Here is a 14,187-nt window from a genome sequence, read left to right on the forward strand (position 1 = left end):
CACGTCCGCGCATGCACGCTCCGTTCGGACCAAGGAACCATTGCGATTCGGCGGGCAACCGGCAATTGCGCGCTCGAATTCACAACGCTTCAAGCGCGCCGCGCGATGGTGCCATCGGCAGCCATTCCGGGATACGGCGCTTCGCGATCCAATATGGTCGCCAGAGCGATTGCCAAGCGGCGCGGTCGAGCGGCGCCGTGCCCCAGTCACGCGCCCCCATGTTGACATGCGACAGGTCATGCAAGTGCAGCCACTGACGCGCCGCCCACCACAGCTCTCGCGGCACCTCTGCGTTCCCAGCGGCTTTGAGCTCGACGATATTCGGCAGCGGATCGCGATATCGCGAAGCAACGCGCAGCGTGGCAACGCGCTCCCCGTCGCGCCGAACGCTCCAGAGCCGCGAGCGATTATGCGCCAGGTTGTAGCCATAGGTGTGCAGGCAATTCCGCATGGCGTCCGCTTCTTCGGCGATAGCGACGATGGTGTCCAAGGGCAGGAAATCATAACCGGCCACGCGACCGGTCCGGAGCCACATGTCGCTGATCGGCAGGCGACCGAGATTCACCTGCAATGCGATGAGCATTCGCCAGTCGTCTGCAGCCGCAAGGGCCGGACCGATGCGCATGTCCGGCGTCCACGGCTTGCCGATCAGCCCGTGCCCGTACGTTGCCGGCTGGCCGGAAAACCATGACCAGAGACTGATCAGCCGCAATCGGGCCGGATTCACACGCCGCTGCTCGCGGACAAGCTCGCGCGCGATCCACACCGCCGCCGCCTCATGCGCGAGATCGGCAACATCAGCCACGACCTGCAGCCAAATCGGGGCGAGCCTGGGCGAGCGCGGAAAATGGTTCGCGATCTGCCGGCGAAACAGCTCGCCGTCAGGCAAACTCCGGATCGGACGCGTGAGCGCCTCCGGCGGCACCTTTCGCAGCCACATCGGCACATCGGCCGCCACCGCCGCCTCAGCTAGACCGAGGCCATCGACGACGTGCGCGAGCGCCGGCGCGGGATCGAGCCCGGGCCGCGGGACGGCCAGCGCGAAGAGAAGCGCGGGAAAGCTCGCGGCAAGGTCCGCAATGCGCGAGTGCCGCATTGCCAGAACACGCACCTCTCCCTGGAACCGGGGATGATATCTCCGGAGCCGACGTTCAAGCAGGTCGGAGCGCGCGGCCTCCCGGCGAGGGGCCAGCAACAGATTCGAAGTCATGACAACAATTCCGGAGCGCGGACTCAGAGGTCCGCAGCCAAGATTCGATCGCGTTGAGGATTTGGATGTTTCACCCGGGGTTTGAATCCCGGGACGCGCGTCAAATATCGCGTATCGAACCCGGGAAGCGCGCAGACGTAAACATGGTCGCCTCCATCGATGGCGTTGCGGAGCCGTCCCAATAGCCAGTTTTCCGCCGATGCGCAACCCGGGAATGCATCCTGCCGGCAGTTCACCTGACGCCCGGCTGGCGTCGGCCTTCCTCTCACCTCTCCCCTTTCAACCTGTCCGCCATTCGCTCGGCGATCGCGACCGTCGTCAGATGCGTGTTGGCGCGCGGGACTTCGGGCATGATGGAGGCGTCGATGACGCGCAGGCCTGTGCAGCCGATCACGCGGCATTCGGGATCAACTACCGAGCGCGGGTCGTCGGCTGCGCCCATGCGGCAGGTGCCGCTGGCGTGCTGGGCGTCGCTGCACTCAGTGAACAGCCAGTCGTCGAGTTCGGCGTCGCCGAGCGCCTCGTCCATCGAGCGTCCGGTGGCGCCATACTCGACACGGTGGGCGATGTCGGTGATGGCGGGCTGCAGGCAGATCTCGCGCAGGCGGCGCGCGCCGTCGCGCATACGAATGAGATCGCTGCGGTCGGACAGCATACGCTCCTCCACCGCCGGATCGATGGTCGGGTCTGACGTGGTGATGCGGACGTGGCCCTGGCTGAACGCCTGGTAGACCGACACCGCGATGCGGCCGCGCGCGGTGCTGGCCGTCTGATTGACGTCGCGGGCGAGGTTGCCGGCGATCATGATCATGTCGTTCTCACCGGCGCCTTGGAGGCCGGAGCTGTAGCGCAGGCAGCAATTGGTGTGCCGGTGCATCAGCGTGCCGACCTGGCCGTGCTCGCGCAGATGCAGCAGCGCATCCATGATCGGATGATCGAGCAGGTTTTCGCCGACCGGCAGGTCGGTCAGAACAGGGATGCCCAACCCTTCCAGCAATGCCGCGGGGCCGATGCCGGAGCGCTGCAGAATGGCGGGAGAGTGAATGGCACCGGCGCAGAGGATCACCTCATACTTCGCCGTGGGCGCATATGATTTGCCGCCGATGCGAACCCGGACCGCGCGGGCGTGGAGCCGGTTGCCTTCGAATTCGATTCCTTCGACCAGGGCATCGCCGACGATCCGCAAATTCTCGCGGCCGCGCGCCGGCTCGAGGTAGCCGTCATTGGTGGAGACGCGGCGCCCGGCCTCGCTGTTGATGGCGTAGGGCGACACACCGGTGCCATCAGGCGCGTTGTGGTCGTCGCACCAGCCATAGCCGAGGCCGAGCGCGGACTGGCGCAGCGCCCGGTCCACGTTTCCCCAATCCGGCACCGGCGCGCGATACACCGGGATCGGGCCGCGATCGCCGTGATAGGCCGCGTCCGGAAAATTCTTGTCGGTCTCCAGTTTGCAGAACCAGGGCAGCATCGCGTCCCAGCCCCATCCCTCACAGCCGCTTCTTTCCCAGCGGTCGAGATCGTCAGGCATCGCGCGGATGGCGATCTGGCCGTTGATCGTGGAACTGCCGCCCATGGCGCGCCCGCGCCACAGCAGGCGCGGCGCCTGCCGCTCGGTTCGCCTCGCCAGGAGCTTGGGCCAGCGGAAATTATCATCGCCGATGGCGCGCATCGGGTTCGGGATCTGGATGTGCTCCGGCGTGTCGGCGGTGCGAAAATCCTGCCCGGCCTCGAGCAGCAGCACGCGATGGGCGGGGTCCTCGCTGAGGCGCGCGGCCAGCGTGGCGCCGGCGGAGCCGCCGCCGATGATGATCGTGTCGTATTCTTCGTCAATCATGCGCTTTCACCGGCAGTCATTCCCTCACATATTTCTGGATGCGCCAGTTCAGCGTGTCGGCGACGAAGATCTCATCGCGCGGGCTCACAGCGATGTAATGGGCTTCACCATACTTACCGAGCGTTTTGCCCTGCCCTGCGCCTGATATCATCCCCACCACCTTGCCGTTCAGATCGAGCTTCATGATCTGGCCGGTGTGACCGGCCGCCAGCCAGATGTGCTGATCGTCGCCCATGAACAGCCCGCAAGGCGCGCCGGGATGCTGCGAGCAGCGGATGTAATTGCCGTCGGCGTCGAACACCTGGATGCGCTCGTTCCTGCGGTCGGCGATGTAGAGCAGCCCTTGCGCGTCGAACACCAGGCAGTGCGGCAGGTCGAATTCACCGGGCCCCTTGCCGTTGCCACCCCAGGTCTTGATGAAATTGCCGTCAGGATCGAACTTGATCACGCACGACGTGCCCTTGCCGTGCCCTTGCAGCACGAAGATGTCGCCGGTCGGGCCGACCACCGCCTCGTTCGGTTCGTGGAACAGTCGCAGGTGCCCGAACGGATGCCACTCGCCGGTGTGGCCCTTGACGCCGAGCACCATTTCCAGCCGACCGGACGGATTGAACTTGTAGACCCGGTTCGCCGCAACGTCGGTTGCCCAGATATTATCCTGCGCGTCGATCCGCAGGCCGTGCGAGCGTTCGAACATGCCCTCGCCGAACCCGCGGATGAAATGGCCGTCGGGATCGAATTCCATCAGCGGCATCAGCCCGCGATGGATGACGAAGATGTTGCCTTTGGAATTGAAGGCAACGCCCGACGTGCCGCGAAAATTCATGCCCGGCGGCAGCTTGAACGATTCGGCAACCGCGACGTAGGGAAGTGGTGGGGATTCCATTCGCGCCGCCCCTCATGCGAAAAGTTCGCTCGCCAGGGCCCGCTCAACCCAACGACATATCCAGCGGCGGCGCGACGTTATCCGGCAGCGGACAGACATAGGGCGTGCGGGCGGTGCGCTTCTTGAGGTCGGCTTTCGCGGCTGCGATCAGCTCCGGCTCGCCCAGCGCCTGGACACCGAGCGCGGCCATCGCCTTGGCGGCCTGCACCATGGCCTTGTGGGCATGCGGGCTCTTGCCCTGGGCGACGATCTGCCAGGTGTGAAACGGCGTTCCGATGGCGACCGTCGGGGCGTGGACCTGAACGGTCGGGACCACCCAGCTGACATCGCCGACATCGGTCGAGCCGATCTGGGGATTGCGTTTGGCATCCAGCGGCACGATGAAATCGGCCAGCGGCCGGTCGGTCGGATCCATGCCGATCGAATGATAGACGGAGGCGATGTCCTTGTCGGTCAGGGTTGCGCGTATCTTCGCAGCGAATTCCTTGTCCGCCTCGTCGAAATGCGGGGGGCCGAGATCCGTCATGATGCGGTGCAGGGTTTGCTCGAGCGGGGTGTTGTCCAGAACATTGGAGACGGCGGAAATGATCCGCATCTCCACACTTGTTTCGGTCATCAGCGCGGCGCCTTGCGCGATCTTGTGAACGCGCCCCACCAGCGCGTTCATCCCGGGCAGGTCGCGGTCGCGGATCGAATAGCGCACGCGGGCGTGGGCCTGCACCACGTTGGGGGCAATGCCGCCGGTGTCGAGCAGCGCGTAATGCACGCGGGCTTCGCTCGGCATGTGCTCGCGCATGTAGTTGACGCCGACATTCATCAGCTCCACGGCGTCGAGCGCGCTGCGGCCGAGATGCGGCGAGACCGCGGCGTGCGAGGCGCGCCCGGTGAAGATGAAATCGGCGCGGGTGTTGGCGAGCGACGGCGTCACCGCGACTTCCCAGAAACTGTTGGGGTGCCAGGTGATGGCGATGTCGGCATCATCGAAGGCGCCCGAGCGCACCATGAAGGTTTTCGCCGCACCGCCTTCTTCGGCGGGGCAGCCGTAATAACGCACGCGCCCGGGCGTCTTGCTCGCGGCAAGCCAATCCTTGACGGCGGTGGCAGCGAGCAGTGCCGCCGAACCCAGCAGATTGTGACCGCAGCCATGGCCATGGCCGCCGGTCTCGATGGGGCGATGTTCCGCGACGCCCGCCTCCTGGCTGAGACCGGGCAGCGCATCATATTCGCCAAGGAAGGCGATCACGGGACCGCCCTCGCCCCATTCGCCCATCAGGGCGGTGGGAATATCGGCGACATTCTCGGTGATGCGGAAACCCTGATGGCGCAGTTCGGCCAGATGTTCGGCGGCAGAGCGCGCCTCGGTGTAGCAGACCTCGGGCATCGCCCAGACCCTGTCGGCCAAATCGATGAAGCGCGGCTTGATGACGTCAATGCCCCGCCAGATGTCGCTGCGATTGTCCATGCTACGGTCCCCGATCGTTGTTTGGATGAAATCGTATCAGCTTCGCCTGACCCGGCCTAGCGCCGGGCGGGTGACCTGCCATGCGGCTGGCGAGGCATACATGCGCCAGCGATCTCGCGACGCGATGCGTCCGAGCTTTGGCAGAAACTTCCCGCCCTAAATACAGAGGGCGCAGGGAAGACCGGGTGCGCGCTGCACCCGCGGTCCCGTGTGCGGTTTGCACTAAGTAGGCTGCACACGAGCATACAGGGCAGCGGAGAACACCCGGCCTTCCCTGCGCAATGGCTTTACGGCTTATGCCGCGCTCTCCCCGGAGACGAGTTCTTGGTTGACTCCGTCGCTGCCGTTCGGCTCTCGCCTACCCGACAGCTTGACACCTGCAACGGGTGCCAGGACCACACGGTTTTGCCGTACGCTAATCCACGCCATCGTCTCAGCGTAAACCAGCGTCCACCGCAACCCGTCCAACGTCCGTGACGACGGCCGACGCCCTTCTGAGGAGGACGGGATGGGCGAATATATGCACCTGATTCTGCTTCTGGTAAACAGAAATATTTTTCATTTCAGGGCTTGACACGATTTCTGAAAACCGAAAATGATTTGCCCGTCGGGCAACACGGAGGTATCCCCACACACCCATCAAGCGCAGGTCGGCTTCTTGCAGACCCGGAGCAGACATTGAGTTTCGCAGCGAACGTCGTAAACTTCGTCCGGATTGCAACGCCTTGAAACCCTGGAGGTAGATGCAATGACCCTCGACCAGTATGTGCGTGACCTGCGGGAGATTACTGCTCAGCATTCTGATCCAGTTGAAATCACGGACCTAGTTGTACCGCTCGCCAAGAAATTTGCGCAATCGCCGGAACTACGCCGCCCCGAATATCGTGAATGCGATGCCGAGCAAGGCTTCGGCGTTCACATGCTCCATGAAGAGCCCAATCACGATCTGGCCGTTTTCCTGGTATCGTGGCTGCCTAACCGCGGCACCACCCCGCACAACCACAAAACCTGGGCCGTGGTGGTCGGTATCGAAGGCCAGGAACAAGAGATCAACTACGACCGGCGCGATGACGGTGGCAAGCCCGGCTATGCCGACCTGAAGCGCAGCGGTGAACAAGTGATGACCGCTGGTGACACTGCCTGTTGTTATCCTGAACACATACATAGCGTCCGGAACGTTGGAACAGGCATCTCGATGTCGCTGCACACTTACGGCCGGCACATCAACTACACTGGACGCTCCGAGTTTGATGTAGAGCGCAAACTTGAGAAGCCCTACGTGATCAGGGTCGCCGACGACGGGTACGCGCGGACGCAGGTCCTGACCAAACGAAGAATAAGTTAGAGTTCCGCTTCTGGCACTTTCGGACCTGGATTGCCGAGCCATAACCGAGCGGTAATGGGACCTGGAGTGCCAGCGTTACCGTTGCGGGCCAGGATGACCTGACCAACATGATTGCAGCGGCGAGCCAAAGCATCACGAGCGGAGTGTTGTCAGCCAACAACCGCGAGGAGCCTACTTGCCATCGTTCCAGATATCGGTCGTCATTTTCCAGTCATTTCCGATCTTTTCCCAAACTACAACATACTTCCCGCTCACTTCCTGTGGCGTCGGGCCCTTCGTCTTCAGGCTGAAATTCCCGATCTCGCGTGCCGCAGAGGGGCCGAGCGGCTTGACGTCCAGCACTGTGAGTTTCGGATCGCCAACTTGTTCGGCCATGCTTTTCCACATTGCCTCGATCGCCGCTCGTCCCTGCACCATCGCAGCACCGGGCGGAAGTGCGATGGCATCAGCGGTATAGAATGATGCGATCCCGGCGAAATCCGCCTTGTTGAAGAATTCGATCCATTTGGCGTTTGTCGCCTCGATTTCCGCCTTCTGTGCCGACGCAGGTCCGATCAACGCCAGCACGAATGCAATCACCTGTGCCATCCTGCTCATGATCATCTCCATTTTTTGAATGCAATTCCCCGGTCGGTTCGCGCATCTCGGCTTCCGCTCCGATACTGCGTGCATGCCGATCGGCAGCAATTTTACCGCACGAGCATGCCCCTGAGACGCGCCCTATTGGGTTACCCCTGGGCGACGCGGCCGCCCAGGACAGCGGCGGAAACGAACGAAAGCCCGCGCCTCGCAGTGTCCACTCAATTCACAACATCATCCCCGTTAACCATACCTATATACGATGGTGTGAATTGACATCATCGAAAAAATTTTAATCGAGAGTCGCAAATCGAACCGACCGCCCCGTTTTCGCAGGGCACAGTGGTGCGGGGCTGGATTGAAGCTCATCAAAAAAGCAGATCGAACACGGAGCGTGAGCTCTCGTGACGCAAGCGAGCGTCTCGGGAAAGGGCTTTCGCTTGAGAAAGGTGATGCCGCAGTGAGTGAAAGCGAAACGAAAATTGTACCGAACGGAACGAATGTATTCGGGATGCCGCTGTTGGAACTCCCGAAGATCGCGTTGCCTGGCGTGAGCTTCGAGCTGGCCGAGCAGGGTTTTGCCCGCGCGCGGGAAGGTTGCGAGAAGATGATGGTCGCGTCAAAGGGGATGACGGACGCGCTGCGCGAGAGCTATTCGAGCAACGCCAGAAGCACCACCGACTACGGGCTGAAGGTGCTCGAAATCTCAAACGCCAATGCCGCCTCCGCGATCGATTTCTTCGTCAATCTGCTGGGCAGCAAATCCGTTTCGGATGTCTTTACCTTATCTGCGTCGCAGGCGCGCAAGACCTTCGACGCCGCATCCGGCCAGAACAAGGAATTGCTGGCCCTTGCCCAGAAGCTTGCGACGGAAACGGGTGAGCCGATCAGAGATCACTTCACCAAGATTCTCCACAAAGCCGGCTAAAAAAACGGCGCTCCATTCACATAGAGGATTCGTTCAGGAGGGATCCGGCCGGTTGGATTAAGCCCAGCAACGAGCATGCCCACCCCATGCTCGATCAAACAAAGGCACAGGTGCGCTATGCCCCCCAGTCACCGCACCGACAAGAGGCGCAAATCCAACCGGCCGGTACTTTTGCTGCAAAGACAGCAAGTACCATTTCAAGGGAGGGAAACATGGGTATGGTTATGGTGAAATGTCCGCAAAGCGGACGCGCGATTCCCACCGGCATCAAGATCGATCGCGAGAGCTTTGGACGTAGCGCGGTGTTCTTCTCGCGCACCCATTGTCCGATCTGCAGCACCTATCACGACTGGTTCGCACGGGAAGCCTGGGTCCACGAGCCGAGCATCCGGACGCGGCGTCTCGGCGCGGGCTCCAGCGCCTGACCGTCGCTGCGCAATGGGGGACACCATGGCGCGCATGGAAATCTCAACTGAAACGTCGACCTGGCTGCTGCAGGCCAAGGATTTTCTTGAAGAAGCACGACGGCTGAAACCGGGCCCCGCGCGCAACGAGCTGCGCCAGACCGCGAAAGTGCTGCACGAGCTTGCCAAACTCGAGGCGAAGAAACGACACAACGGGAAGAAACGACGCAACGGTCAGTCGCAGCGCGGCTAGGTCGGCGGCCGCCCGCTCACACGACATCGCCCGATTCAGTTTCCGGGATGCGCACAGCAGCGGGCGCGGCCGCCGCGCGTGATCGGCCCGTGTTCGACGAAAAGATCTCCTCGACTTCGAGACGCATGGTGCCGTGGCATTCGCACGAGGCCGCCGCGAGCCGCGATCGGTCGATCTCGATCCGGCCTCGTTGATCGGACCTGATCGCTCCGGAAGCGCGCAGTTTGCCCATCAGGAGGGTCACCGTCGTTCGTCGCACACCAAGGATCTGCGACAACGCCTGTTGGGTGAGCGGGAGAACGTCGTGGTCGATGCGGTCGCGAAACTGCAGCAGCCAGCGGGCCATGCGGGCTTCGACCGGGTGCAGCGCATTGCAGGCCGAGCCGAGCTGGAACTGTACCAGCATCGCCCTGACGTGATTCTGGACCAGGTGCCGGATCGCCGGACTGCGATTGAAAGCGGCGTGAAAGCGCGACGCGGGAATCCGCGAGGCGATGCCCGCCGCACGAACGACCGCGGTAACGGCCGAAGGTGACGGCCCGAGCACTGAAAGAATGCCTATTGCGCCCTCGCGCCCGACTGCGGCGGTGGCAACCGTCTGTCCGTCCGCCATGTCGATCATCAGCGAGATGGCGCCGCTATGAGGGAAAAAGACATCCTCGATCGGGTCACCCGCTCGCGAAATGACCGCGTCCGGATCGAGCGCGACCGTCTCCAGCACGGGCCCCAGCAGGTCGAGGTCCGACGGCGCCAGCGCTGCAAGAAGGCGGTTACCAGTTCCGCCCAGAGGCTTCACTGAAGGAAGCCCGCGATGAGACATTCGCGGCCTTCCTCATCTGGAGCGTCGCGAAACGGCGATCTTGCTCCGAGATCAAACTCACCTTGGTACGCTTTTACTCTCGACAAAAAATTTGCTCCCAACAACAAGACTCTAAGCGTCGGCCGCGATGTGGATTTCGCAGCGTCGCGAAGAGTTAGATGCAAATGCACCGGACGCAACAACAAAATGCGCATGAGTACCACCGTAGTAATGCGGAACGCGTGGTTCCAATTCCGGCGCACGGCACACGACGGAAGCGGACGCGACCTATCGGTGCGCGAGCCCATTGCGATATCGGCAGGTAGCACTTTTGAGACATGACGGTGAACCGCGGGAATGTCCGTTGAACGGAAGCCGTCGGCGGTCAGGCGCCCGAGCCGCGCAATGAGGTGAACGCTCGCGATCGGGGATATCTGCGGCAATATGGACGCCGCGCCCGTCTTGAGTGACAATGTCTCCTGTTGGCGAAGTGCCAGCGGTGGCCCTATGCCGCCTGATACGAAACACAAGAGCGGCATCAAGACGCCCCGCAATGGAACCGCCCCATGCTGATCCCCCTTGCCGACGTGCCGCGCTGGTATGCCGAGCGCAAACCGAAAGACACGATCGCGTCAGCCATGGCGCCGAGACGCTGAGCTGGGAGCAGCTGGAGCGCAACGCCAACGCCCGTGCCCGCGCCTTTGCCGCCAAGGGGGTCAAGCCCGGCGATTTCGTCGCCATCGGCCTGCCCAACAGCAACGCGTTTTTCGAGACCACGTTTGCGGTATGGAAATGCGGCGCGACGCCGACTTCGCTGACCTGGCGGTTGCCGCGCGGCGAGGCGGCTGCGGTGCTGGAGATTCTCAAGCCTTCGCTTGTCGTCGGCGGCCAGCCGGACTGGAATGCGCCCAACGCGCTTCCGATTGACTTCATGCCGGAGGGATTTTCCGGAGATCCGATCGACAACCCGGTGGCGCGCTACTGGAAGGCGATCACCTCTGGCGGCTCGACCGGCCGGCCGAAGGTGATCCTCGACCACCGGCCCGCCGTAATCGATACTGCGGGCCCCGCCGCGCTCGGCATGCCGCTCGGCGCTTCCCTGCTCAACCCCGGGCCGCTCTACCACAACGCGCCCTTCATTGTTTCGCACACCGCGCTGTTCCATGGCGGGCGCGTCACCGGCCTCGTCAAGTTCGATGCCGAGGAAAGCTTGCGCCTGATCGAAGAGAGCCGGGTGCAGTGGGTCAATTTCGTGCCGACCATGATGCACCGGATCTGGGCGCTGCCGGGCGAGGTGCGGAGCCGCTACGATCTGTCGAGCCTGCAAATCGTGTTTCACATGGCGGCGCCGATGCCGCCATGGCTGAAGGAGAAATGGATCGAATGGCTCGGGCCCGAGCGCATCTATGAGCTCTATGGCGGCACCGAAGCGCAGGGCGCATGCATCATTTCGGGCGTCGAATGGCTCGAACACAGGGGATCGGTCGGCAAGATCGCCGAGACCTCCCGCCTGCGCATCATCGGCGAGGACGGCAACGAGGTCCCGACCGGCGAGACCGGTGAAATCTATTTCCTGCCCAATGACGGCGCCGGCAGCAGCTATCATTATCTCGGCGCCGAACCAAAGCGCCGCGCCGACGGCTGGGAATCGCTCGGCGATATCGGAAGGCTGGACGCCGACGGCTATCTGTATCTCGGCGACCGGCTCGCCGACATGATCCTGCGCGGCGGCGCCAACATCTACCCGGCCGAAATCGAGGCTGCGGTATCAGCGCATCCGTTAGTTCGCTCCTGCGTTGCGGTCGGCCTGCCCGATCCGGAATTCGGCCAGCGCGTCCACGCAATCCTGGAACTTGGGCCCGACACCGACGCGCAATCGGTCGCCGACGGCATGGGCGATTTCCTCTCCGACCTGCTCAGCCGCTACAAGCACCCGGAAAGTTTTGAAGTGGTCAATTTCGGCCTGCGCGATGATTCCGGCAAGGTCCGCCGCACCCTGCTGCGCGACGAGCGCGCCGCCTGGCTGAAGGAGAATCGCGCGTTCCGGATATTGCCGGCGCGGGCGCGGGCCAAGGCGGAGTGAGGAGCGGAGTGGAGCAGGTCCGACGGCAGCGACCGTACTAAGAATGCAAAAAAGCCCACTCTCGCTTTTCGCGACATTTTAACACCTCACATCCTGCGGTAGGATGCTCCGATCGCGTGCCAAATGTCGATCGGCCGCACCGCATGGGGATATGACATGTCTTTCCGCAAGGATAACAAGGCTTACGAGGCCTGGCTCGCCACGCAGTGCGACGTCGTCAAAAAGGATATCGCCTACAAGCACAAACGGATGAAGAAGAACCCCTTCATCTTTCTGCGGGCGACCTATTTCCGCTGGGCCAGAAAAATCGGCGACTGGTGTCCGGAGCTGATGGATGCGCCGCAATTGCTTTCGGTCGGCGATCTGCATCTGGAGAATTTCGGGACCTGGCGCGATGCGGACGGCCGCCTGGTCTGGGGCGTCAACGATTTCGACGAGGCCGCCGTCATGCCCTATGTGCTCGATCTGGTCCGGCTTGCGGCCAGCATCCAGCTTGCGCCGAATCCGGCGGTCGATCCCAGGCATGCCGCCAGCGCCCTGCTCAGGGGCTATCGCGACGGCCTCGAAAACCCGCGGCCGGCGCTGCTGTTCGAAGCGCAAAGCTGGTTGCGGCCCTATGCCGAGCCTGAGGAAGACAAGCTGAAGGAGTTCTGGAAGGAAGTTGCCGACTACCCGGATTACAGGCCGCCGCCCGCAATCGCCAAAGCGCTGATCGAAAGCCTGCCTGACGGCGTGGACAAAAACAGCATCCGATTGTGCCGCCTGCTCTACAAGGGTGGCGGCAGCCTGGGGCGGCCGCGTTACGTGGCGGTCGGCGACTGGCGCGGCGGGCAGGTATTGCGCGAGGCCAAGGCGCTGGTGCCCTCGGCGTGGACATATGCCACCGGCCAAAAATCCGGGAAATCGTATTTCCTGACACTGGCAAACAGCCGGTATCGCGCGCCGGATCCGTTTCTCGACGTGCGCCATCAATTCATCTTTCGGCGCGTCGCCGCCGATTCCCGCAAGATCGAGCTGGGTGATGCCGCCGGCAAGAAATTGCACATCAAACTGCTGGAGGCGATGGGACTGGAAGTGGCGTCGGTCCACGCGGCAGGCGCGGTGCCGGTCGAGGCGCTGCAGGCCGACCTTGCGAAACGCCCGCGCGGCTGGCTGAACGCCGCCGCAGCGGTTGCGGCCGACAAAGTCAAGCGCGATTATCAGGAATGGCGGAGCTGACGCGCGTTCCATCGGTGCGCGGATCGCAAACCCGCGTACGATCCGCGATCTCGATCCGCGGCCGTTTCGCTGATATAATCCAGCAAAGGCTGCCGCTGACAGGACCATGATCTATTCGGGTTGCGCGGCGTTGGTTAGCTGCGCGCAACCGTATGGGAGACCCTTCATGCCCTCTTTGACCGAATGGAAAGTGCCGCCGGCCAACCAGCCGCGCCCGGGCGATTACAGTTTTGATCTCGACCGCGCACTGGCCTCGGTGGTCGGGCTGCATTCGATTATCCCCGCCGACGCCTTCAGCGCGGAAACGCTCGGCACCGAGCGCGCCGGCAATGGCGTGCTGATCGACGACGGCCTGGTGCTGACCATCGGCTATCTCATCACCGAGGCCGAGACCGTGTGGCTGCATCTGGGCGACGGCCGCGTGATGCAGGGCCATCCGCTCGGCTTCGACTTCGAATCCGGCTTCGGCCTGGTGCAGGCGCTCGGGCGTCTCGACATCGAGCCGCTGCCGCTCGGCTCTTCCGCCATCACAAGGGTCGGCGACCGCGTCGTGCTCGGCGGCGCCGGCGGCCGCACGCGATCGGTTGCGAGCCAGATCGCGGCCAAGCAGGAATTCGCCGGCTATTGGGAATATCTGCTGGATGAAGCGCTCTTCACCCACCCCGCGCATCCGAACTGGGGCGGCACCGGGCTGATCTCTGGCCGGGGCGAGCTGATCGGCATCGGCTCGCTGCAGCTCGAACGCGAGCGCGAGGGCAAGGCCGAACACGTCAACATGATCGTGCCGATCGACCTGTTGAAGCCGGTGCTCGACGACTTACGCAAATTCGGCCGCGTCAACAAGCCGGCGCGGCCATGGCTCGGGATGTTTTCGACCGAGATCGACAACCGCATCGTGGTGGTCGGCGTTGCCGGCAAGGGTCCGGCGGCGCGCGCCGAAATCAAGACCGGCGACGTCATCCTCGCGATCAACGGCGACAAGATCACCAGCCAGACCGGCTTCTACCGAAAACTCTGGTCGCTGGGCCCTGCCGGCGTCGACGTGCCGCTCACGGTCTATCATGAGGGCGTCACTTTCGACGTGGTGCTGACCTCGGTCGAACGCGCCAAGCTGCTGAAGGCGCCAAGACTGCACTGAACAAGACTGCACTGACAAGACTGCACTGAGACAAGGCCTCACCAGGCT

At 63.1% G+C, this 14,187-nt stretch carries 12 protein-coding genes and 1 pseudogene; 7 read left to right on the forward strand and 6 right to left on the reverse strand.

Annotation, left to right across the window (positions count from 1 at the left end):
• Positions 1 to 79 precede the first annotated feature (79 nt).
• The 4 genes from JQ600_RS33285 to JQ600_RS33300 all read right to left on the reverse strand — a co-directional run bounded on the left by JQ600_RS33285 (position 80) and on the right by JQ600_RS33300 (position 5,392).
• The gene (locus JQ600_RS33285) at positions 80 to 1,210 is read right to left on the reverse strand and encodes a hypothetical protein (RefSeq protein WP_212392143.1); all 1,131 of its coding nucleotides are present in this window, start codon (positions 1,208 to 1,210) and stop codon (positions 80 to 82) included.
• A 265-nt stretch (positions 1,211 to 1,475) separates the two neighbouring features.
• Complete coding sequence (locus JQ600_RS33290; protein WP_212392144.1) at positions 1,476 to 3,044, reverse strand: GMC family oxidoreductase; 1,569 nt, start codon at positions 3,042 to 3,044, stop codon at positions 1,476 to 1,478.
• Between the two features lie 16 nt (positions 3,045 to 3,060).
• Positions 3,061 to 3,930 (reverse strand): peptidyl-alpha-hydroxyglycine alpha-amidating lyase family protein, encoded by an 870-nt coding sequence (locus tag JQ600_RS33295; RefSeq protein ID WP_212490313.1) that lies wholly within the window; start codon positions 3,928 to 3,930, stop codon positions 3,061 to 3,063.
• Between the two features lie 43 nt (positions 3,931 to 3,973).
• Positions 3,974 to 5,392, reverse strand: coding sequence for a M20 family metallopeptidase (locus JQ600_RS33300; protein ID WP_212392146.1), 1,419 nt, complete (start codon positions 5,390 to 5,392; stop codon positions 3,974 to 3,976).
• 748 nt (positions 5,393 to 6,140) lie between these two features.
• Here JQ600_RS33300 and JQ600_RS33305 point away from each other — a divergent pair.
• The gene (locus tag JQ600_RS33305; protein ID WP_212490314.1) at positions 6,141 to 6,737 is read left to right on the forward strand and encodes a cysteine dioxygenase family protein; all 597 of its coding nucleotides are present in this window, start codon (positions 6,141 to 6,143) and stop codon (positions 6,735 to 6,737) included.
• Positions 6,738 to 6,908: 171 nt separating this feature from the next.
• Here JQ600_RS33305 and JQ600_RS33310 read toward each other — a convergent pair whose 3' ends face one another.
• Positions 6,909 to 7,346, reverse strand: coding sequence for a YybH family protein (locus JQ600_RS33310; protein ID WP_249136214.1), 438 nt, complete (start codon positions 7,344 to 7,346; stop codon positions 6,909 to 6,911).
• Positions 7,347 to 7,674: 328 nt separating this feature from the next.
• On the opposite strand from JQ600_RS33310, the gene JQ600_RS33315 reads away from it, so the two are divergent.
• From JQ600_RS33315 to JQ600_RS33325, 3 genes are all read left to right on the forward strand, one after another.
• The gene (locus tag JQ600_RS33315) at positions 7,675 to 8,244 is read left to right on the forward strand and encodes a phasin family protein (RefSeq protein ID WP_249136215.1); all 570 of its coding nucleotides are present in this window, start codon (positions 7,675 to 7,677) and stop codon (positions 8,242 to 8,244) included.
• Positions 8,245 to 8,456: 212 nt separating this feature from the next.
• Positions 8,457 to 8,669, forward strand: coding sequence for a hypothetical protein (locus JQ600_RS33320; RefSeq protein ID WP_192738344.1), 213 nt, complete (start codon positions 8,457 to 8,459; stop codon positions 8,667 to 8,669).
• 25 nt (positions 8,670 to 8,694) lie between these two features.
• On the forward strand, positions 8,695 to 8,901 hold the full coding sequence (locus tag JQ600_RS33325; RefSeq protein WP_212270272.1) for a hypothetical protein: 207 nt from the start codon (positions 8,695 to 8,697) through the stop codon (positions 8,899 to 8,901).
• Between the two features lie 16 nt (positions 8,902 to 8,917).
• On the opposite strand, the gene JQ600_RS33330 is transcribed toward JQ600_RS33325, so the two are convergent.
• Positions 8,918 to 9,721, reverse strand: a complete 804-nt coding sequence (locus JQ600_RS33330; RefSeq protein WP_212392149.1) for a Crp/Fnr family transcriptional regulator — start codon at positions 9,719 to 9,721, stop codon at positions 8,918 to 8,920.
• A 545-nt stretch (positions 9,722 to 10,266) separates the two neighbouring features.
• On the opposite strand from JQ600_RS33330, the pseudogene JQ600_RS33335 reads away from it, so the two are divergent.
• The 3 genes and pseudogenes from JQ600_RS33335 to JQ600_RS33345 all read left to right on the forward strand — a co-directional run bounded on the left by JQ600_RS33335 (position 10,267) and on the right by JQ600_RS33345 (position 14,139).
• Positions 10,267 to 11,783: pseudogene (locus tag JQ600_RS33335) on the forward strand (AMP-binding protein).
• A gap of 156 nt (positions 11,784 to 11,939) precedes the next feature.
• Positions 11,940 to 13,001 (forward strand): DUF2252 family protein, encoded by a 1,062-nt coding sequence (locus JQ600_RS33340; RefSeq protein ID WP_212392150.1) that lies wholly within the window; start codon positions 11,940 to 11,942, stop codon positions 12,999 to 13,001.
• Positions 13,002 to 13,167: 166 nt separating this feature from the next.
• Positions 13,168 to 14,139, forward strand: a complete 972-nt coding sequence (locus JQ600_RS33345; protein WP_212392151.1) for a S1C family serine protease — start codon at positions 13,168 to 13,170, stop codon at positions 14,137 to 14,139.
• The last annotated feature ends 48 nt before the right edge of the window (positions 14,140 to 14,187 follow it).

The sequence above is a fragment of the Bradyrhizobium sp. AUGA SZCCT0176 genome (genome assembly GCF_018130145.1).
In the GTDB taxonomy this organism is placed as follows: domain Bacteria; phylum Pseudomonadota; class Alphaproteobacteria; order Rhizobiales; family Xanthobacteraceae; genus Bradyrhizobium.